This is a genomic window from Rossellomorea sp. YZS02, from assembly GCF_033963925.1.
Lineage (GTDB): Bacteria > Bacillota > Bacilli > Bacillales > Bacillaceae_B > Rossellomorea.
This window is the reverse complement of record NZ_JAXBLY010000013.1, coordinates 76,599-95,396: the sequence shown is the minus strand read 5'-3', so window position 1 is coordinate 95,396 and position 18,798 is coordinate 76,599. Positions and strand designations below refer to the sequence as shown.

Annotated in this window: 20 protein-coding genes; 12 read left to right on the top strand and 8 right to left on the bottom strand. The window is 46.5% G+C overall.

Going from position 1 to position 18,798, the window contains the following annotated elements:
- Window positions 1-31: 31 nt before the first annotated feature.
- From SLH55_RS13965 to SLH55_RS13945, 5 genes are all read left to right on the top strand, one after another.
- The gene (locus SLH55_RS13965) at window positions 32-484 is read left to right on the top strand and encodes a nuclear transport factor 2 family protein (protein ID WP_219167531.1); all 453 of its coding nucleotides are present in this window, start codon (window positions 32-34) and stop codon (window positions 482-484) included.
- A gap of 44 nt (window positions 485-528) precedes the next feature.
- Window positions 529-921, top strand: a complete 393-nt coding sequence (locus SLH55_RS13960) for a DUF5412 domain-containing protein (protein WP_320323725.1) — start codon at window positions 529-531, stop codon at window positions 919-921.
- A gap of 182 nt (window positions 922-1,103) precedes the next feature.
- Window positions 1,104-1,784 (top strand): diphthine--ammonia ligase, encoded by a 681-nt coding sequence (locus SLH55_RS13955; protein WP_219167529.1) that lies wholly within the window; start codon window positions 1,104-1,106, stop codon window positions 1,782-1,784.
- A 64-nt stretch (window positions 1,785-1,848) separates the two neighbouring features.
- The gene (locus SLH55_RS13950) at window positions 1,849-2,697 is read left to right on the top strand and encodes a protein phosphatase 2C domain-containing protein (protein WP_219167528.1); all 849 of its coding nucleotides are present in this window, start codon (window positions 1,849-1,851) and stop codon (window positions 2,695-2,697) included.
- A gap of 218 nt (window positions 2,698-2,915) precedes the next feature.
- Window positions 2,916-4,559: a CoA-disulfide reductase gene (locus SLH55_RS13945; protein WP_219167527.1), complete on the top strand. Its 1,644-nt coding sequence runs from the start codon at window positions 2,916-2,918 to the stop codon at window positions 4,557-4,559.
- A gap of 183 nt (window positions 4,560-4,742) precedes the next feature.
- Here the strand turns inward: SLH55_RS13945 and ahpF are convergent, their stop codons facing one another.
- A complete protein-coding gene (gene ahpF / locus SLH55_RS13940) occupies window positions 4,743-6,269 on the bottom strand; it encodes an alkyl hydroperoxide reductase subunit F (RefSeq protein WP_320323724.1) in 1,527 nt (508 codons plus the stop codon).
- A gap of 12 nt (window positions 6,270-6,281) precedes the next feature.
- A complete protein-coding gene (gene ahpC, locus SLH55_RS13935) occupies window positions 6,282-6,845 on the bottom strand; it encodes an alkyl hydroperoxide reductase subunit C (RefSeq protein ID WP_206855898.1) in 564 nt (187 codons plus the stop codon).
- A gap of 139 nt (window positions 6,846-6,984) precedes the next feature.
- Between ahpC and SLH55_RS13930 the strand changes: the two genes are divergently transcribed.
- A complete protein-coding gene (locus tag SLH55_RS13930; RefSeq protein ID WP_320323723.1) occupies window positions 6,985-7,443 on the top strand; it encodes a geobacillin-26 family protein in 459 nt (152 codons plus the stop codon).
- Window positions 7,444-7,472: 29 nt separating this feature from the next.
- Window positions 7,473-7,892 carry a DUF3139 domain-containing protein gene (locus SLH55_RS13925; protein ID WP_320323722.1) on the top strand — a complete coding sequence of 140 codons (420 nt, stop codon included), beginning with the start codon at window positions 7,473-7,475 and terminating at the stop codon, window positions 7,890-7,892.
- A gap of 45 nt (window positions 7,893-7,937) precedes the next feature.
- On the opposite strand, the gene SLH55_RS13920 is transcribed toward SLH55_RS13925, so the two are convergent.
- A complete protein-coding gene (locus SLH55_RS13920) occupies window positions 7,938-8,402 on the bottom strand; it encodes a UPF0158 family protein (protein ID WP_320323721.1) in 465 nt (154 codons plus the stop codon).
- A 159-nt stretch (window positions 8,403-8,561) separates the two neighbouring features.
- Here SLH55_RS13920 and SLH55_RS13915 point away from each other — a divergent pair, with 159 nt between their 5' ends.
- The 3 genes from SLH55_RS13915 to SLH55_RS13905 all read left to right on the top strand — a co-directional run bounded on the left by SLH55_RS13915 (window position 8,562) and on the right by SLH55_RS13905 (window position 11,097).
- Window positions 8,562-9,827, top strand: coding sequence for an MFS transporter (locus tag SLH55_RS13915; protein ID WP_320323720.1), 1,266 nt, complete (start codon window positions 8,562-8,564; stop codon window positions 9,825-9,827).
- Entirely contained in the window at window positions 9,781-10,401 is a 621-nt protein-coding gene (locus tag SLH55_RS13910) for a TetR/AcrR family transcriptional regulator (RefSeq protein WP_320323719.1), read from the top strand. Before SLH55_RS13915 ends, SLH55_RS13910 begins: the two co-directional genes overlap by 47 nt.
- Window positions 10,402-10,545: 144 nt before the next feature.
- Entirely contained in the window at window positions 10,546-11,097 is a 552-nt protein-coding gene (locus SLH55_RS13905; RefSeq protein WP_320323718.1) for a DUF3231 family protein, read from the top strand.
- Between the two features lie 141 nt (window positions 11,098-11,238).
- Here SLH55_RS13905 and SLH55_RS13900 read toward each other — a convergent pair whose 3' ends face one another.
- Window positions 11,239-11,826 (bottom strand): TetR/AcrR family transcriptional regulator, encoded by a 588-nt coding sequence (locus SLH55_RS13900; protein ID WP_320323717.1) that lies wholly within the window; start codon window positions 11,824-11,826, stop codon window positions 11,239-11,241.
- Between the two features lie 142 nt (window positions 11,827-11,968).
- On the opposite strand from SLH55_RS13900, the gene SLH55_RS13895 reads away from it, so the two are divergent.
- On the top strand, window positions 11,969-12,964 hold the full coding sequence (locus SLH55_RS13895; protein WP_320323716.1) for an acryloyl-CoA reductase: 996 nt from the start codon (window positions 11,969-11,971) through the stop codon (window positions 12,962-12,964).
- Window positions 12,965-13,005: 41 nt separating this feature from the next.
- Here SLH55_RS13895 and SLH55_RS13890 read toward each other — a convergent pair whose 3' ends face one another.
- From SLH55_RS13890 to SLH55_RS13880, 3 genes are read right to left on the bottom strand one after another with little or no spacing between them, the layout of a single operon-like run.
- The gene (locus SLH55_RS13890) at window positions 13,006-14,103 is read right to left on the bottom strand and encodes an endospore germination permease (RefSeq protein WP_320323715.1); all 1,098 of its coding nucleotides are present in this window, start codon (window positions 14,101-14,103) and stop codon (window positions 13,006-13,008) included.
- A gap of 21 nt (window positions 14,104-14,124) precedes the next feature.
- Window positions 14,125-15,294 (bottom strand): Ger(x)C family spore germination protein, encoded by a 1,170-nt coding sequence (locus tag SLH55_RS13885; RefSeq protein ID WP_320323714.1) that lies wholly within the window; start codon window positions 15,292-15,294, stop codon window positions 14,125-14,127.
- Window positions 15,291-16,778 carry a spore germination protein gene (locus SLH55_RS13880; RefSeq protein WP_320323713.1) on the bottom strand — a complete coding sequence of 496 codons (1,488 nt, stop codon included), beginning with the start codon at window positions 16,776-16,778 and terminating at the stop codon, window positions 15,291-15,293. Before SLH55_RS13880 ends, SLH55_RS13885 begins: the two co-directional genes overlap by 4 nt.
- A gap of 259 nt (window positions 16,779-17,037) precedes the next feature.
- Between SLH55_RS13880 and SLH55_RS13875 the strand changes: the two genes are divergently transcribed.
- Window positions 17,038-18,051 carry a cyanophycinase gene (locus SLH55_RS13875; protein WP_320323712.1) on the top strand — a complete coding sequence of 338 codons (1,014 nt, stop codon included), beginning with the start codon at window positions 17,038-17,040 and terminating at the stop codon, window positions 18,049-18,051.
- Between the two features lie 99 nt (window positions 18,052-18,150).
- Here SLH55_RS13875 and SLH55_RS13870 read toward each other — a convergent pair whose 3' ends face one another.
- Complete coding sequence (locus SLH55_RS13870) at window positions 18,151-18,726, bottom strand: type 1 glutamine amidotransferase family protein (RefSeq protein ID WP_320323711.1); 576 nt, start codon at window positions 18,724-18,726, stop codon at window positions 18,151-18,153.
- Between the last annotated feature and the right edge of the window lie 72 nt (window positions 18,727-18,798).

The window sequence follows — 18,798 nt, the reverse complement described above, 5'->3', positions numbered from 1 at the left end:
ATTGGTAGTATCGAAGTTTAGGAGGTTTATCATGAATGACCAAACAGTGAGAGAGACCCTGGATGCATTTTTACAAGCTTGGGAGAATTCATCCCTAATTGAGTTGGAAAGCTTCATCTCTACGAATTATCAAGCCAGGGAAGTCAGGGATGGAGACATCGCAGAGTTCGGATATGAGGGATCGATAGAGGGCTGGAAACAGGGATTCGAATACGTGAAAGGCAGTCAGGGAGAATGGGAAATCCATGAAGTGGGGGTCATTCCAATGAAAGACCATGAATTCATGGCTGTTCTCTATGCCACCATCAAAATAAACGGCAAACCAATGGAAACCGGCAACCTGTTCTTCGACACCTTCAAAAAAGTAGAAGATGGGTGGAAGTTGGTAAGAAGCTACATCGAGACAGGAGTTAAAGGAGACCTTGTGGGTGGAGCTTTGAGAGGGACGGACCTCAAAATTGGCTTGGGTGAAATGAATCGTTAGGAGATTTGAGGTCCGTCCCTCCAAAGGTGAAAGGAGTACATCTTATGGGAAGCTATACAGGTGTAGAAACGGAAAAGAAGGTTGTTTTTACTGTGTTAGGTATCTTTTTGTTATGTGTATTGGCATTCGGGATCTATGTGGTCTATTGGGCATTTTATGATTTGAACAGGCTGCCGGAAGGGGAGTTTCTGACAGAGGAGTCGTCACCGGATGGGAAGTATACGCTGCGGGCGTACGTAACGAATGGGGGAGCGACGACTTCTTATGCTGTGAGAGGCGAGTTGGTTTATAACGAGAAAGAGTACGAGACGAAAAATATTTACTGGAACTACCGGGAAGAGACGGCCGAGATTTCGTGGACGGATAAGGATACTGTGGTGATTAATGGGGTGTCGTTGGAAGTACCGGGTGAGTCGTTTGATTTCAGACATCAATAGAAGGGTAGGGACAGCAGGCAGTCTGAAACTGAGATGAAATGAAAGAAAACCTTAGCCATAATACAGTCTTAAGGAATCATGGCAAGCCTGGTGCCCTTACAGGCCACTTTTAATGTTTGAGTTATAGGTGTGGGGTTGGAATAATGAAGAGTGAGAATACTCATGAAAAACGGAGGTATCAAATGAAAACAGTCATCGCATACAGTGGTGGTAAAGATTCCACCCTGGCATTATATGAAATTCAAAAAAATCCTGATTACGAGGTGGATTCACTTCTTGTGACCTTAACTGAAGGGTTCGACCGGGTTTCAATCCATGGGGTCCGGTATGAAATGTTGAAGAGGCAGTCGGAATCACTCGGTATTCCACTGCGTGAGGTTTGGATTCCCCAGGATTGCCCGAATGAAGTATATCAGGAACGGATGGAGAAGGCAGTCTCCGGTATGCTGGATGACGGGGTCACGCATATGGTCTTCGGGGATATCCATCTTGCGGATGTACGGGCGTATCGGGAAGAGATGCTTGAAGGGACGGGTATCACACCGATTTTCCCGTTGTGGGGTCGCCCTGTCGCAGAACTGGGACGAGAGTTCATCGAGCTCGGTTTCAAAACCGTCCTCACTTGCATTGATCTGGAGAAGTTGGAACAATCCTTCGCAGGCAGAGTGTATGATGAAGAATTTCTAGCAGACTATCCTGAAAGTTGCGATGTGTGCGGGGAAAATGGGGAGTTTCATACGTTTGTGTTTGACGGACCGAACTTTGAATTTCCGTTAAGATATGAGCTAGGAGAGGAGAGAGTGACGCCGGACATGATGACTGGGCGTGACCGGTTCTTATATCGGGATGTGGTGCCGAAGTGAGTGGCATGGCGACATCCCAATATATTCGTAGATTCGATGATTTAGAAAATAAGGAAGTGTTCATATGAAACTTCATCATGTCACCATCAAGGGGGACGGAACTCTAAATGAGGATGCACTGATAATCAATGAACAGGGCTCCCTGTTCGGGGTCGCAGACGGGGTATCGTCCTTTGTTCCGTTTACCTCAAGCGAAAACCTGACAGGTGGATACATCGCTTCCCACATGGTAAAGGAAGCATTTGAATCCCTTGAAGAAGAAGGGAAAACACTATTTCACACCTTAGTAAAGGTTAATGAAAGTTTACATGAGAAAATGTATACATACGGCATCGACATCAATCGGAAAGAGAAACTTTGGGGTACGGCCGTTGCCGTGATACGGTTGATGGAGAATGGGGTTGAATTCATTCAAACGGGGGACTGTATGATCCTCGCTGTGTATAAGAGCGGTGAAGTCCGTTCCTTGACGAGGCTGCAGGTGGAGCATTTGGAAGAGTACGCCATTGAAATATGGAGGAAGTGCATCCGAAGGGGAGTACGGACTAGGGATGACATCATGCCTCATGTGAAAGAACAGTTAATTGCCAACCGTAAGATGAGTAATACGGTAGAAGGGTACGGTGTCCTGAACGGTGAAGAGGAGGCGGCCGATTATTTCGAATACGGGAAGATCAATAAGGTGGGTTTGACCCATCTGATCCTGATGACGGACGGATTGTTCCTGCCGACGGAATCGATACCCGAAGGAGAATCTTATTGGGAATATACCGCTAACAACATCCTCCGAAAAGGAATCGAGCAATATGCCCAAGACCTTATCACCCTGGAAGAATCAGATCCGGAATGCATCACTTACCCCAGATTCAAAAAAAGCGACGATAAAGCCGGCATCGTGCTGGAATTTTGTTGAGTGACTTTTTAGAGGGACGGACCTCCAAACTAGCCTGAGCTAATCTGTATTCGAGGCGTATGGAGGTTCGTCCCTCAATGTGTCACAGAATATACACATGGGGGTATATTGATTTCCGGAAAAAGAGTCATATAATAAAAGTATAGGAAGTACTTCTACTTAAAACTTAACTTGTGAAATTTTTAACAAACTTTGTTCGGAGAGAGAGGGAAAGGGCCATGAAGAAGAAAATCGTGATTGTAGGTGGGGTTGCCGGAGGAGCCACTGCAGCAGCTAGGCTTCGCCGTATAAGTGAGGAAGATGAGATCATCATGGTGGAAAAGGGAGAATACATTTCTTTTGCTAATTGCGGGCTCCCGTATTATATCGGGGAAGTCATTACGAATCGGGACGCTTTACTGGTTCAAACGGTAGAGGGGATGTCTAAGAAATTCAATCTTGATATTCGGAACCTGAGTGAGGTGGTGGAAATTCACCGTGACCGTAAGACCGTTTCAATTAAGAAAGTGGACACCGGAAAGGTGTATGAAGAAAGCTATGATAAGCTGATTCTTTCTCCAGGTGCTCGTCCGATTGTTCCTCCGTTAGAAGGGTTGACGGAAGCAAAGAAAGTCTTCACTCTGAGAAATATCCCTGATACAGATCGAATCAAAGCATGGGTCGATGAAACGAAACCAGAAGAAGCGGTGATCATCGGCGGAGGATTCATCGGCCTCGAAATGGCAGAGAACCTCCATCATCGTGGAGTTAAAGTGACAGTGGTGGAACTCGGTAATCAGGTAATGGCGCCAATCGATTATGAAATGGCAGCGATCGTCCACCGTGAACTGAAGAATGCAGATGTCGATTTGTACTTAAATGATGGAGTAAAGGCATTTAAGGATAACGGACGTACCATCGTCCTTCAAAGCGGAAAAGAACTGCGGAGTGATCTGACCATTCTGTCTATCGGGGTCAGACCTGAAAACGAACTGGCCGGTAGAGCTGGGTTCACGCTTGGCGAACGCGGAGGCATTGTCGTCAATTCCCATCTTCAAACCGATGACCCTGACATTTATGCCATCGGGGATGCAATCGAAGTGAAGGATTATGTCCAGGGTGTTCCTGCGATGATCCCACTTGCCTGGCCGGCGAATCGCCAGGGACGTCTGGCAGCGGATCATATCAATGGAAAAGCTACGGAGTATAAAGGCAGTCTCGGAACTTCTGTCGCCAAAGTATTCGATTTGACCGTGGCGGCAACTGGGAATAACGAGAAAGTGTTGAAGCGACTCGGAGTAGCGTATGAAGCCGTGCATATTCATCCAAGTTCCAATGCAACATACTATCCAGGAGGAAGCCAACTTTCACTGAAGCTACTATTCCATCCTGAATCTGGTGAGATATTCGGTGCCCAGGCAGTCGGATTCAAGGGAGTAGAGAAACGGATCGACGTTATCGCAACCGCCATTAAAGGAAAGTTGAACGTATGGGATTTGGCCGATCTTGAGCTTGCCTATGCACCTCCTTATTCCTCTGCGAAGGATCCAGTCAATATGGCAGGGTATGTAGCAGGGAATGTTGTTGATCGGGAACTGAGCATCGTCCATCATCATGAGATTGATGACATCCTCAAAAAAGGCGGATATCTCCTGGACGTAAGGGAGCCGGAAGAAATAGAGTGTGGCTTTATCATGGGATCAGTAAATATCCCACTGGGAGAGCTGCGAGATCGGTTGGGCGAACTCCCTGAACAGCAACATATCTACATCAACTGCCAGGTAGGATTAAGAGGTTATCTCGCAACCAAAATCCTGACCAACCACGGGTTCCAAGCCAGCAACCTGAGCGGCGGATACAAAACCTATGTATTAGGGAAATAATATAGGAGGGACGGACCTTCTGTTTCGGTGAAACAGAGGTCCGTCCCTCTCTTTATAATAGTAAATAACAATATAGATATGTTAAAATTTAGTAGATTAATAACGTATTTCAAGAAAAAGGATCGCGAAAACAGAAAGAGGTCTGTCCCTCAAAACGAGGGACGGACCTCCAGTAAAGTCATCTTAGTTCCGAATCAAATAATCAAACGCGCCAAGTGCGGCGGTTGCTCCTGATCCCATGGAGATGATGATTTGGTTGTAGGCACTGTCTGTACAGTCTCCTGCGGCGAATACGCCAGGTACGTTGGTGGCACCGTGTTTGTCGACGATGATTTCACCGAATTTTGTACGTTCCACAAGGTCGCCGAGCCAGTCTGTGTTTGGCACAAGACCGATTTGGACGAATACACCTTGTAGTTCGACGTGCTTCTCTTCAAGAGTTTCACGGTCTTTATAAGTGATACCATTCACTTTATCTGTACCTGTGATCTCCTGTGTTTGAGCGTTCGTGATCACCGTTACGTTCGGCAGGCTGTATAGACGTTTTTGCAGCACGTCGTCGGCTTTTAGCTCAGAGTTGAACTCAAGGACTGTAACGTGCTTGACGATTCCTGCAAGGTCAATGGCTGCTTCGATACCGGAGTTTCCTCCGCCGATGACAGCGACATCTTTCCCTTCGAATAGAGGTCCGTCACAGTGAGGGCAGTAAGCCACTCCTTTGTTCTTGAACTTCTCTTCACCAGGAACGCCGATGTTGCGCCAGCGAGCACCTGTCGAGATGATCAAACTCTTACTCTTCAGGACCGCACCGCTTTCAAGCTCAAGCTCCACAAGGTCTTTCTTCTCGAGGCGCTTGGCACGCTGAAGGTTCATGACATCGATGCCATAGTCCTTCACGTGTTCTTCAAGGCTCGCCACAAGTTTCGGACCTTCCGTCTGCTTCACGCTGATGAAGTTCTCGATGCTCATCGTGTCAAGGACCTGACCGCCGAAGCGTTCAGCGACAATTCCTGTACGAATTCCTTTACGTGCAGCATAAATCGCCGCACTGGAACCAGCAGGTCCGCCACCTACGACAAGGACGTCATAAGGTTCTTTACCCGATAACTCATCGGCACTTGGGCCTTCTACGATCTTAGATAGAATTTCTTCTAACGTCGTACGACCGCCGTTGAAGAATTCCGCATTCAGGTAGACTGCAGGAACAGCCATGACGTTCTTCTGTTCCACTTCTTCCTTGAAGGCAGCTCCGTCGATCATCGTGTGCGTGATGTTCGGGTTCAGGACACTCATGATATTCAGTGCCTGTACGACATCAGGACAGTTATGACAGCTTAGGCTGACATACGTCTCAAAGTGGTGGTCGCCTTTGACGCTCTTGATCTGGTCGATGACGCTTTGGTCCACTTTCGGTGCTCTGCCGCTCACTTGAAGAAGGGCAAGGACCAAGGATGTGAATTCATGCCCAAGAGGGATCCCGGCAAAAGTGATGCCGGTTTCCTCACCAGGACGATTCACGCTGAAGCTTGGTGTTCTTGTCAGTTCTGCTTTTTCCACTGAGATGCGGGATGACATGGATGAAAGCTCTTCAACAAGAGCCAGCATATCCTTTGAGATGTCATCTTCCCCTGCGCTGACTTTCAGGACGATGTCGCCTTCCATCATCTGCAGGTATTGTTCTAATTGTGCTTTAATATCTGCTTCGAGCATGCCTAGCACTCCTTATAATTTACCAACTAAGTCAAGGCTTGGCTTAAGTGTTTCAGAACCTTCCTGCCATTTAGCCGGGCAAACTTCGCCTGGGTTGTTGCGCACATATTGTGCAGCCTTGATTTTGCTAACTAAGATGTCTGCGTCACGGCCGATTCCGCCAGCGTTGATTTCAACTGCTTGGATCACGCCATCTGGATCGATGATGAATGTTCCGCGGTCAGCAAGACCATCTTCTTCATTTAATACGTCGAATCCGCGAGTGATGCGTTGTGACGGGTCACCGATCATCGCGTATTTGATTTTACCGATTTTTTCAGAGCTGTCGTGCCAGCCTTTATGTGTAAAGTGCGTGTCCGTAGAAACAGAATATACCTCTACGCCAAGCTCTTTAAGTGTATCGTAGTTATTTTGAAGGTCTTCAAGTTCTGTCGGGCAAACAAATGTGAAGTCTGCAGGGTAGAAGCAGAAAATGCTCCATTGACCTTTTAGACTTTCGTCTGTAACAGTGATGAACTCACCGTCTTTGAATGCTTCTGCTTTAAATGGTACGACTTGTGAACCGATTAATGACATAGTGTAAATTCCTCCTAAGTATGTGTTTGATTGAGAATCATTAACAGATTGTAATAATTCTAATTCGATATTCATTATTATATATTTACGGTTTTTTGTCAAGGGATAAGCTTCTGTTTTAAAAAAGGGGATGTTGAAGTTGAAAAAAGCAATGGTCATAGTATTCCTGCTTGGTTTGATTCCTATGCAGGTGAATGCTGAGTCAACCGAGGTCATAACAAAAGGAGATGCAGGGGGTTTTTATTATAAAGTTATAAAAGAAGGCAATTCTTTCACCTGGAAAATCGGCGATGAAGATTATAAACAGACGATAAAGGAAAACAGTGAGAATGACCAAAGCTTGGATGATTTTCGGGTAGCCGTCAATGAAGCGGACGGTCATCGATTCACCATGATCATATCGGCCGTTTATTTTGCCATTGTCGTCCTGACAACTTTCATTACATATAAAAAACGCAAGCATATCCCGATGACAGCCATGGTGATTCTTGGCTGTCTTGCTGGCGGAGCGCTATTTGCTGCGATTACAAATTATATTGATATGCAGGCGGCTCTTCAGGATGCAGGGTATTACTATGGGACACTGCTAGCGGAGTAAATTCCATTATGATGAAAGGAGTAGAACAGATGAATAGAAATCGGCTTTCAGCTTTGATCACAATCATCATCGTACTGGCTATCTTTGCTATTCCAGCCGTTTTTTTGTATGTCCTGAACAATGGAAACCCGTACACGAAGTATATTGTGAATCAGCATGTTCCGGATTATTTAAAGGAAAAAAGGATTTCACAGGAAATGATAAAAAAATCGCATTACATAGAACCGAAATACCTGATCAATCGGGAATTCTATCATGGGCATTATATGGTCATTTTCAAAGATGAACCGGACATTACCTATTATTATGGAGTGACGAAGAAAGGAAAGCAGGTAAGGCAATTTTGTGAGAAAGATAAGGTATCATCGGATGTGACCAATATCATTGAAGGTAGCACCAAACATACGGAAAAGAAGTGTGACAGTATGTTTGATAATCGGGAGTCATAAGGTGCAGAGAGGCTCATGGTGATCATGAGCTCTCTTCCAACGTCTTCACTCATACTTCACCCCATGAAACTCACACCAATCCTTCGCTTCCTCCCTGTAGCACTGCTTCCTGAACGCAAACCATTCATTCCTTTTTCCTAACTGATCTACCAGATCCTTAAATCTCCTAAATGCTCCCCGTCCTTGAATGGCTGAGATCAGCCGTTCTTTGTCGGGACCCTCTTCCAGGGAGATGCAGAAGTTTTCCATCATTGGATACTCATTGACCTCATCCCGATCGGGCAGGTCCAGATAGAGGGAAGGATGCTCGAGAATACCCACCGCATTGGCATATTCAGTCAGCTCCCAGTCCTCAAGCCCGTCTATCGGCTCTTCATCTTCCGCTTGACTTAAAATCCCCGTGGACACCGTGACCACCTCCATCGTCTCTAAATGGAGAAAATAGTGAAATCCTTCAAATTGTGATTCCAATTCTTCGGTCAACATATCAAGATTTACTGCGCTAGGCACGTGAATACCTCCGTTCATTGAATGAATAATGAGTAACCATCGTAGGTTAAGTATAACAATTTTTTTATTTTTCTAAAAACGGTTGCAAAATGACATCAGTGTCGATATAATAAAATTAACAAAACGACACTAATGTCATTTTTAAAAGGGGAGATTCACATGGAGAACTCTTTACGTAAAAACAAACCGTTCATCACATTGATGACGGCGCAGGCGATTTCGGGACTTGGGGATTGGTTGAGTATAGTGGCGATCATTACGCTTGTCGGGTTAAAATGGGAAGCAACACCGATGCAGATGTCATTGATCATCTTAAGTCTTGCTTTGCCGATGGCTTTACTTGGACCGGTCACGGGTACAATTGCCGACCGGATGGAGCGGAAGACGCTGATGGTGTTTTCCGATCTGGTGAGGGGTGTATTGATCCTGCTTCTGACCCTCGCCACGAACGTGTGGATGGTGTATGGATGCCTGTTCCTGACGGGGATGTTCTCGTCGGTCTTCATTCCGGCGAAGAACGGGAAGTTGAAGGAACTTGTGCCTGATAAGCAGATCAAAGGGGCCATGTCACTATCTTCCACCATCGATTCGGGTACGAAGGTCATAGGTCCGCTTGTGAGCGGAATTCTCGTATCACTGATCGGAACCTACAACGTCTTCTATCTGGACTCAGCTACCTTCTTCCTATCGGCCATCCTCATCTTCATGCTGCCTAAAGCCGTCAAGGAAGTGGAAGCGGAAGCAGAGAAGAGGGACGGACCTTCCTTCAAGGAAGAAATCAAGGTCGGCTTCACGTTCATTAAGAAAAGTAGTTTCTTATTATATGGACTGTTTTTACTAGGGGTCAGCTTGTTGATCCTGCAGTTATCGGATTCCCAGTTTATCGTCCTGTTACGCCAGTTGACAGACGTTTCGCCCAATCTACTTGGGTACCTGGTAGCAAGTGCAGGTGTCGGGATGCTCTTAACAGGTATTTATCTTTCTAAGAAAACGGACTACAACGCATTTGTCTATATGTGTGTCGGGGTACTTGGAATCGGCATGGGATTTGGATCGATGGGGGTTTTGACCCATTTTGATCTAAACCTGTCGATGGTATGGGTCCCGGCCCTTGGCTTAATGGCAGGGGCATCTGCCGGTCTCGTATTCATCCCGTTCCAGGCAGCGACCCAGGAGAAGACGCCGGTTCATATGACGGGTCGGGTCTTTGGTGTCGTAAATAGCACGACGACAACGGCAACGATCGTCGGGCCGTTGGCAGGAGGAGCCCTTGCGACCATCATCGGAATCATCCCGTCTTTTATTGTGACGGGTTCACTATTAATCGTATTATTCTTTATATCAATCGCAGTTAGAAATAAAGTAGAGGAGGAGACTGATGTCACCGAAAGTCAGTCAGGAACACAAGGAGCAGCGCCGCTCTAACTTATTAAAGGCAGCACGGGAAGTCTTTAGCGAACACGGCTATGAAAATACGACCATGAAGCTCGTCATGGAACGTGCCGGTGTGAGCCGTGGCGGTTTGTACCAATATTTCGAAAACAAAGACGATCTCTTTGAAGCGTTGATCGAATCTGAGCAGGTGGAAGTCATCGAAGGGAGTATAGAGGCCATGCTGAAGCAACAGGGAAGCTATTGGGATGTCTTGCTCATGAGCTTCCTTGGTGAGAGCAAAAAAGCAACGAATGAAATGGATGCCCTTGCTCCTTCCAAACTTGAATACTTCATCACTGGGAGGAACGATGAAAGCAGACAGGAGCATGCAAGGAAACGTTTCTCCCAGGCGTATCAAATGACCATCAACATCATCGAAGAAGGGGTGAAAGCAGGGGAGTTTACACCGAAATTTGACCCAGAGGTGATGGCCAAGGCTATCATCTCCCATATCGACGGAATGGCGATGGACCATGCCATTCTGGATTCTGAGACGATTCAGTTGAAGGAGCAGACGGAGTTATTGATAGGCTATTTGAAGTGGGGATTGGGTGTAGTCGAGTAGAGAGGATTTCGCTGATTAAAGCTGCATAATGGGACAGATACCTCGGACCAATCCAAGTCCGAGGTATCTGTCCCTTTGGGTTTTCTGTATGCCTGACAAATATAGAGGAATAATAGGAGGAACAAGTAATCAGGAGGAACAAAGATGACCCATGTATTCGAAGCCATTTCAGCCATCATGAAGAACTTTACAGATGAAGCGCCCAAACCTCCTCTTCACGTCGGTGAGGTGATGGATCTTTGGACGGCTTTCACTGCCTTTCATGAAGCCCACGCCCTCTATCAGATAGGACTTAACACGACGACGGACAAGGATATGCTTCATGTATTGCAGAACGCACTGGAAGGGAGTTTGGCCGATACGAAAAAGATAGAAAAACTCCTTTTAAAGGAAGGCGTTCCCCTGCCACTGGTCAATCCTGATAAACCCCAATCCGAACAAAGCGCCGTGCCGGAAGGGGTGAAGCTGAACGATGATGAGATCGCCAACCTCATTTCTGCCAAAGTGGCAGCTTCCATCACTTTTTGCGCTCAGGCCATGGCGAAGACCGTCCGGACCGATGTCGGATTGATGTTCTTTTCCATCCAGATCAATCTGATGAAATTCGCTGCGCCGTTAAAGAACCTGATGATTTCGAGGGGATGGCTCCGGATTCCACCGAAGTATAACCCTCCAGGTTCTCCTGGGAGAGAGTAGGCGCCGGATCTGTGCTTTGTGCAAATGTCGGAGGAAATGAAGATCGCTGATATAGTTGAAATTTCGCCGGTGAAAATCAAAAAAAAGTAAGGGGACAGGTACCCCGGCCAAAAAAGGCCACGGTACCTGTCCCCTTGGCTTCTAACGTGACAGAATACGGAGGATAGAGTCATAACACATCTTCCGGTAATCCTTGTGCAATTCATCATCATCCCTCATCAGCCACTGAATCAGGCTGCCGTCGATCATGGCCCTGATGCTTTTGGCGGCTTGTTGGATATCCTCGACTTGAAAGGCATCCTCTTTGATTCCCTGTTGGATGATCTGCTCGCCTATGGACCAGCAGTTTTCATAGAAACGCTGGTTGATTTCTTTGTATCGGTCATCGTTTTTGACCTGTGAAAGAAAGTCCAGGTACACCCGGTAAAAGGTCCGGTTTTCAGAAGGACTGATGAAGACTTGTGAAAGATAGGCGTCCAGTTTCTCCAAGGCAGTGTTTTTTTCCTCTACGGATTCTGCTTCTTTTTCATAAATCCTGGTGGTGATCCATTCAAACAGGTGGGCGAAGACATCGCCTTTATTTTTAAAATAGTAGTTGGTGACCCCTTTACTGACGTCGGCGTAATCGGCGATATCCTGCAGGGTGACGGATTCGTATCCTTTTTCCGATGCAGCTTGAAAGGCGGCCTTTAGTATTTGTTTGCGTCTTTGTTCAGCTTTTTTAGCCATTGTGACATACAACCTCCAGTTGAAACTACACTCATTATACAAAATGCGAGGGTGTTTTTAAACTGGCCGGATAAAATAAATTGACCGGTCAGTATAAAATATACTATGATGAACGTAATTCATTCGAAAGGGGAAGATTCAGATGTCAAATTCATTTAAAGCACTTGTTGTAAATAAAACGGAAGAAGATTTCTCGTTGAACGTTGAATCGCTCACACATGATGATCTGCCGGAAGGGGATGTGACGATCCGCGTCCATTATTCGAGCGTGAATTATAAAGACGGGCTGGCGAGCATTCCGAAGGGGAATATCGTGAAATCCTATCCGTTTGTACCGGGGATCGATCTCGCAGGTGTGGTGACGTCATCAGAAGATTCCCGTTATCAGGAGGGAGACGAGGTGGTCGTGACCAGCTATGAGCTGGGTGTTTCCCATTACGGGGGATACAGCGAATATGCCAGGGTCCCGGCTGAATGGGTCATCCCGCTTCCGGAAGGCTTGACGATGAAAGAAGCGATGACGTTCGGGACGGCAGGATTTACAGCGGCCCTGTCCATCCATCAATTAGAGAAGAACGGATTGTCTCCTGATAACGGGCCCGTATTGGTGACGGGAGCCACGGGCGGAGTCGGGAGCATGGCGGTTTCCATGCTTGCCAAACGGAATTATGACGTTATCGCCAGTACAGGAAAAGAATCGGAACATGATTATTTGAGAGACTTAGGCGCGAAGGAAATCGTTTCACGTGATGACGTAAATCCGGAGAAGATTCGTCCAATCGGGAAACAGCGTTGGGCAGGAGCCATCGATCCGGTCGGCGGTAAGACGCTTGCCGCCGTATTGAGCAACACCCAGTATGGAGGATCTGTTGCGGTCAGTGGGTTGACCGGCGGCGGGGATGTACCGACGACGGTGTTCCCGTTCATCTTAAGGGGCGTTAACTTATTGGGAATTGATTCGGTATATTGTCCGAAAGACCTGAGAGTCAAGCTATGGGAGCGCATGGCGACGGACTTGAAGCCGGATGGACTACAGGACATTCAGCATGAAGTCTCATTTGATGATCTGCCTGAGGCACTGTCGGGAATCCTTGCTGGAAAGGCAAGAGGGAGAACGGTTGTGAAGGTTTCAGAATAAAGGGAAGAGGCTTATCTTTAAAACGGATAAGCCTCTTTTTTTTATGATGCTCTCTTTCTCGTTTTCCAAAACACCACAATCCCCAATAAGAAGGGAATGACGAGTTGAAGCGGGATATGGAGATAGTAGGGGACGAGCTTCAATCCCACGTATAAATGCTCGGCTATGTCTCCGCTTCGATGGAGGGAGAGGAGGTACACGACCGCCATTAAGATGAAGACGTGCCTATTCTTTTGCTTCACCTTGAACAGTTGGCTGAGAACGACCCGTGAAGCGTATATGAATACGGATACTTTGATGAACCCTCCTCCGATCAGAAGGAGGTAGGTGAAGATTTCCATATGCTCAATGATTCCTAAATACGAAACCAATTCCATCGCTTTCACAAATGGAAAGTAATAGGTATTGGCGAAGGGGGCATGAAGGATCCCAATGACCAGTTCCATGGTGATCATAATAATCACGCCGGCAATGACGATGGGCATCCAAACCACCTTTTGTACCTTCTCTTTATTGGCAATGTACGGTAGGAAGACAAGAAATACAACAAGTTCCCCATATGGGAAAGTCAGACCAGTAGGAAAGATCATGTGCCCGAGCGGTTTCCATCCGTGTGAGAAGAGAGGCATGAGGTATCTTACCTGGAATTCTTCTGAAAGGAAACCGAGCAGCCATAATATGACCAGGATCAGTAGAAAAAAGAAGGTCATGATGACAGCGCTTCTGGCAATCGCTTCGATCCCGAGCATCGTACTATAGCCGACAACGAGTAAGAACGGGACGGCGGCAATCCAGTTCGGGGCATCCGGATAAAGGATCTGGGTAGTGAAAAAGGCAAAATCATTCATGACCCTGGCGGCAATGTATAGAAAGTAAAAACTGAAGATGACAGCCAGGATCCTGGCCAAAAGGGAACCGAACCCCGTCTCCAAAAGGGGGACGAATTCCTTCCACGAGCTCTTCTTCAATACAAGAAGATAGAAGTAGAATAAAAGGATCCCGAATCCTACTTCCATGGCAGTCGCCAGGATACTGTCTTCCATGGCGGTAAAGTTCAAACCTACTACGATCGTGCTCCCGGTAAGGAAAAGAAGCATCATGGAACATAACTCAAGTGCGGACATGGATACCTTATTCATGACTTCTGCCCCCTTTCTGGATTATTGTTTGACGTGACCGAATCGAATGAACTCCACATGGACACTTGTGTTCACATTCACCGTCGATAGAAAATCTTTCTCGTTCTTTTTCTTTTTCCAAAGCTTTGGTTCTTGCCGGTATAGGGCATCCTTTAATCCAAGCACGTCTGTCCCATCTTCCTGAGACTTTTTGATGACGGCATCCATATTGGATTTGATCTTTTTTTCCAATTGAGATTGCAGTGTTTTTCGTGAAGCAAGCTTCGTAAGGTCTTTCCCACACCCGATTTGTTCAAGGTTTCCTTTGATCTTTACCTTCAGGCGGAAGGAAACCGGTTGAGTGTCTGCTTTCAGGGAGGAGGAGGTGGAGATGGTTTCAATTGTAAATTCATCGTGTGAATCTGCACATGGTGCCGAGATGTTTACAACCTGATCAACTCCCTTCATAAGGGCCAATGTATTGCTTTCCTCGTTGGTTAAAAAGGAATACAGCTTCTCTCTTTTAAACGTCGCAAATCCTTCTAGGGAAACATGGGAGGCGGGGGAGAAACTCTCAATATTCCCCTTGGACATCCCTTTATCGATATCACCGTGAATCTCCACATATGGGATAATAATGTCCGAAGTCTTGTCTGTTAAGTAGCTTCGAATGCGCTCGGATGAAGAGTTCACAAGATTTCCCCAGACCTGTTTTGAATTTCTCAGCATCGTATTCGTATATAAGGCAGTTAATTTCTCCTGGGGGGTAAACAACTTCAAAAATGATTCTGGACTTTGCCCTTTGATGACGATGGTATTGATGCTCGCCGGAACACGGGGATTGCGCACAAGGAAATCCAGCGTTTCGTTCAAACCCTCCTCTTTCACCAGCCCTTCGCTCAAGGTGACCACTTGCAAGGTGTCAAGAATCGGATCTTTAAGCGTTTCTTTTCTAATTTTTTCAATGGCTTCCGGTATGGTTCTGCCCATTTGGGTATAGGTGAACCCGCCTGTCGGGTCTACGGCATTCTTCTGATTGGCAGAAGGATTGAAGATCTGCAGGGTCACCGCATATTGACCGTCCAATTGATCAATCCCGAGACCGGATACGAGTTCGACCTCATTCAATTGTTTCGTTTTTATATAACTTACGATAATCGATCCCAGCAGGACGAACAAAATGGTGATGAGACGTAACTTGGATAGATTCACGAACCATTCTCCTTTTTCGACTGATCTTCCATCTGCTCCTCCTTATGAAATACAGGAACGGTTTGGTTGATTTCAGGTATCGGTTTCCGGATGAAGACATCCTTCTTCATGTCCCTGCGCGAATAGGGTGAGACCGGGGCAAGATACGGGACCGAGAACGATCTCAGGTAGCAGAGATGAACCAAAAGCATTAACGTGAATAAAGCGATTCCGTATAATCCAAGCAATGCTCCGATCAAGATCAAGCTGATCTTAATGATCCTGACGGAATAGTTCAAGGAGGCAATCGGGATGATGCTTGAAAAGATGAACGAAATACTGATGATCACCAGGGTGATGGGCTGTACGAGCTGTGCTTCCACAGATGCCTGGCCGAAAACGATGGCACCAAAGAGAGAGATGGTGATGACGAGATTCTGTGGGAGACGGCTTGATCCCTCATAGATGGCATCGGTCAAGGTCAATACAAGAAGTGTTTCAAAAACGGTGGGAAACGGTACGGATTGCTGTTGGGCCGTGAATCCCACCAATAAATTCACCGGCAAGAGACCTTTGTGGAAGGTCGTGAAGGCCACATACAAGCCGGGTATGTAAAGAGATAACCAGAAGAAAATAAACCGCAATGGCCGCACATATTTCGTGGCTTCGCTGCTTAAATAATAATCATCGGGCGACTGGAAGAACTGGATGAGCACAGCCGGTGCAATCAGAACGAACGGGGTTCCGTCCACAACGATGCACACCCTCCCCTCCAAAACCTCCGCAGCCGCTACATCCGGTCTATCAGAATTCAAGACTAAAGGGAAAAGGGATTTAGACTCTTTCGTCAAATACTCGGTAATATAATTCGAACCGATGACCGAATCATAGGGCATTTCGTTCAGCTTCTCTTTGATACTCGATAAAATCTCTGTATCCACCAGATTCTCCAGGTAAACAAGGGTGACAGACGTATTCGTGATCTTCCCGTAGGTTTCGGTATGAGCCTGGAGCGTTGGGTTTTTAATGTATTTCCTGATGAGGGCCACATTTCCGCTGCGGCTCTCCGTAAAGCCGACATCTGGCCCCTGGACAGTACGCTGTCCCTTTGGATTGGAGAGGGATCGCTCCTCCCACTTGGCTGTATCCGCTGAAAGAACATCTGACTCGCCATCAAACAGGATGATGGTGGATCCATTCACGAGCTTATCGATGACCTTGGCCATGTCTTCGACGACCTCGATATCAGAGATTTGAAGAACCTCTTGGATGATAAAAGGGAAGAACGGTTCGTCTTCATCAGGCATCGGTTTTTGCAGCAAAGGTTCGATGATATGCTCCTGAATGGACATGGTATCCACAATGTTTTCTATGTAAAGGAGGCAGGCAGAAAGATGGCTGCCGGGTAACTTCAAATAACGGGTTTTGACATCCGAGCTTTCTCCGAAGGATGCAAGGATCCCTGAGACTCTTTCTGCTAAATGGCCTGATTGGTTCTGATTCATTGCGCTCACCCTTTTGGTAGTGTCAATAGGATAGTATGCGCTGAAGAGGGGGATGTCATTCTTGTAATTGGAGGAATATGGGTGAGTGTTTGAAGGAGCCTTTATGGTTCTTTTGTGGGTTTATCAAGATAAGAGAAAAAACCAATAAGAACCAATTAATTTCAAATTATTCGTATTATTCAGTTATTTAATGGTTTTTCGGAATTGGCATGGAATTTGCAAGTAAGGTAGGTGATTTGATAAAAAGGAGGACGAACATGTGAAAAAATGGATTGCCGGATGGTTGGTCATCGTTTTATGGGGAAGCATCGTGGTGTCGGCAGGAGCGGCAAGAAGCAGCTATACGTATTACCCTTATGGTAGCGAAGGGGACGTGACGACTCAGACGACGTATGGTGTGAACCTGATGGGAGGCTCTACGGATGTAGATGAGGCGATGAAATGGATGGCGGAGAAAGCCAATGGAGGAGACTTCGTTATCCTCAGAACATCAGGCAGTGACGGATATAATCAGTACTTATATGATTTAGCCGCAGACAACGGGGCACCCCTCAATTCAGTGGAAACCATCTTGTTAAAAAGTCGGAACGCCTCGTATGACAGCTTCGTGCTGAATAAAGTGAAGAATGCGGAAGCGGTTTTCTTTGCAGGTGGAGATCAGTTTTTGTATGTTGACTATATTGAAGGGACTCCATTGGAGGATGCATTGAATGCGAGGATTCAGAAAGGGATCCCTATCGGCGGGACTTCTGCAGGACTTGCGATTCAGGGAGAATTTGTGTATGACGCTGCCAATGGAACTGTCTATTCGGACGAAGCGTTGGCCGATCCCTACAATCGTTATATGACGTTTTCAAGGAACTTCCTCAAGAATCGCTACTTGGATCACACCATCACGGATAGTCACTTCGAGCAACGGGACAGGATGGGGCGCCTGGTCGGGTTCTTATCACGGAATCTGTTGGACGGATGGACCACTGAAGCGAAGGGAATTGCCGTAAACGAGCAGACGGCTCTGTTGATCGAAGCGGATGGATCAGCGAGAGTAGCCGTACAGCCTGGAGGGACAAATCAATCAGTCTATCTGGCAAAAGCTTCTTCACAGCCGAGCCAAGTATCACCTCTTTTCATCAGCGACATTGACGTAATCAAGCTGAATAACGGAGATACGATTGATATGACTGATTGGACGAATCACACCGGTTTTTCCTATGTATTAGATGCAGTCAATGGGGTGTTGAACTCATCCACCGGGTCAGTTTACGGGAACTAGATAGAAGAAGGGAGGGACGGACCTATAGGTTTCTGTCCCTCAATTTTTGTGTGAAATGAACAAGTAGCCAGGGGACCTGTCCCTCTGGCTACTTTCTATTTAGCTAGGAACAGAGCCCTTTTTAAAATGTTCATACCAATTCTGTATGCCCTTCTCGTCACCAACATTCAATTCCAGCAAAATGTTTCTGGAGAATTCAAGTGCAGCCGTTCCATTTGCTGTGACGAGTCCGTTATCACGAACGGATGGTGTGGTTATGTAGTGCTCCTCGCCTCGATACTCCGGGGCTCCTTCTTTTAGATAAGGAAGGGAATTTCCTGTATGCTTATGGTGATCAAGGAATCCGTTCATGCCAAGGAATGTCGTGGCGTCACAAATGGCGGCGACGGAGATGTTTTTATCGAAACATTCCTTCACAAGCTTCTGGATCTTCTGATTCTTCTCTTCTCGCCACGTGGTTCCGCCAGGCATAATCAGCATATGGAAGTCTGGAAGAACATCATCCATGCTGTAGTCGGGAAGTACCTTCAATCCACCCATGGAAACCTTGGGATCCTTATCAATGGCAACTGTTTGAACCTCGTAGCCCGTCCACGATTTGTTCAGCTCCGCGGTTACATAGCTTGCTTCCCAATCGGCAAAGCCGTCGGTTAGAAAGACCAACACTTTTTTCATATGTATCTCCTCCTTGTTACATTTTACCATATTGGTGTGGGGGGATTTGGGTTCGCTGATAAATTAAAAATT

Bases quoted from the DNA above. Each gene is read 5' to 3' on its own strand.
- SLH55_RS13950 (WP_219167528.1), top strand. From the start codon at position 1,849: ATGAAACTTCATCATGTCACCATCAAGGGGGACGGAACTCTAAATGAG.
- SLH55_RS13895 (WP_320323716.1), top strand. From the start codon at position 11,969: ATGTCAAATTCATTTAAAGCACTTGTTGTAAATAAAACGGAAGAAGAT.
- SLH55_RS13870 (WP_320323711.1), bottom strand. From the start codon at position 18,726: ATGAAAAAAGTGTTGGTCTTTCTAACCGACGGCTTTGCCGATTGGGAA.
- SLH55_RS13910 (WP_320323719.1), top strand. From the start codon at position 9,781: ATGTCACCGAAAGTCAGTCAGGAACACAAGGAGCAGCGCCGCTCTAAC.
- SLH55_RS13900 (WP_320323717.1), bottom strand. From the start codon at position 11,826: ATGGCTAAAAAAGCTGAACAAAGACGCAAACAAATACTAAAGGCCGCC.
- SLH55_RS13965 (WP_219167531.1), top strand. From the start codon at position 32: ATGAATGACCAAACAGTGAGAGAGACCCTGGATGCATTTTTACAAGCT.
- ahpC (WP_206855898.1), bottom strand. From the start codon at position 6,845: ATGTCATTAATCGGTTCACAAGTCGTACCATTTAAAGCAGAAGCATTC.
- SLH55_RS13905 (WP_320323718.1), top strand. From the start codon at position 10,546: ATGACCCATGTATTCGAAGCCATTTCAGCCATCATGAAGAACTTTACA.
- SLH55_RS13945 (WP_219167527.1), top strand. From the start codon at position 2,916: ATGAAGAAGAAAATCGTGATTGTAGGTGGGGTTGCCGGAGGAGCCACT.
- ahpF (WP_320323724.1), bottom strand. From the start codon at position 6,269: ATGCTCGAAGCAGATATTAAAGCACAATTAGAACAATACCTGCAGATG.
- SLH55_RS13925 (WP_320323722.1), top strand. From the start codon at position 7,473: ATGAATAGAAATCGGCTTTCAGCTTTGATCACAATCATCATCGTACTG.
- SLH55_RS13960 (WP_320323725.1), top strand. From the start codon at position 529: ATGGGAAGCTATACAGGTGTAGAAACGGAAAAGAAGGTTGTTTTTACT.
- SLH55_RS13890 (WP_320323715.1), bottom strand. From the start codon at position 14,103: ATGAATAAGGTATCCATGTCCGCACTTGAGTTATGTTCCATGATGCTT.
- SLH55_RS13915 (WP_320323720.1), top strand. From the start codon at position 8,562: ATGGAGAACTCTTTACGTAAAAACAAACCGTTCATCACATTGATGACG.
- SLH55_RS13880 (WP_320323713.1), bottom strand. From the start codon at position 16,778: ATGAATCAGAACCAATCAGGCCATTTAGCAGAAAGAGTCTCAGGGATC.
- SLH55_RS13955 (WP_219167529.1), top strand. From the start codon at position 1,104: ATGAAAACAGTCATCGCATACAGTGGTGGTAAAGATTCCACCCTGGCA.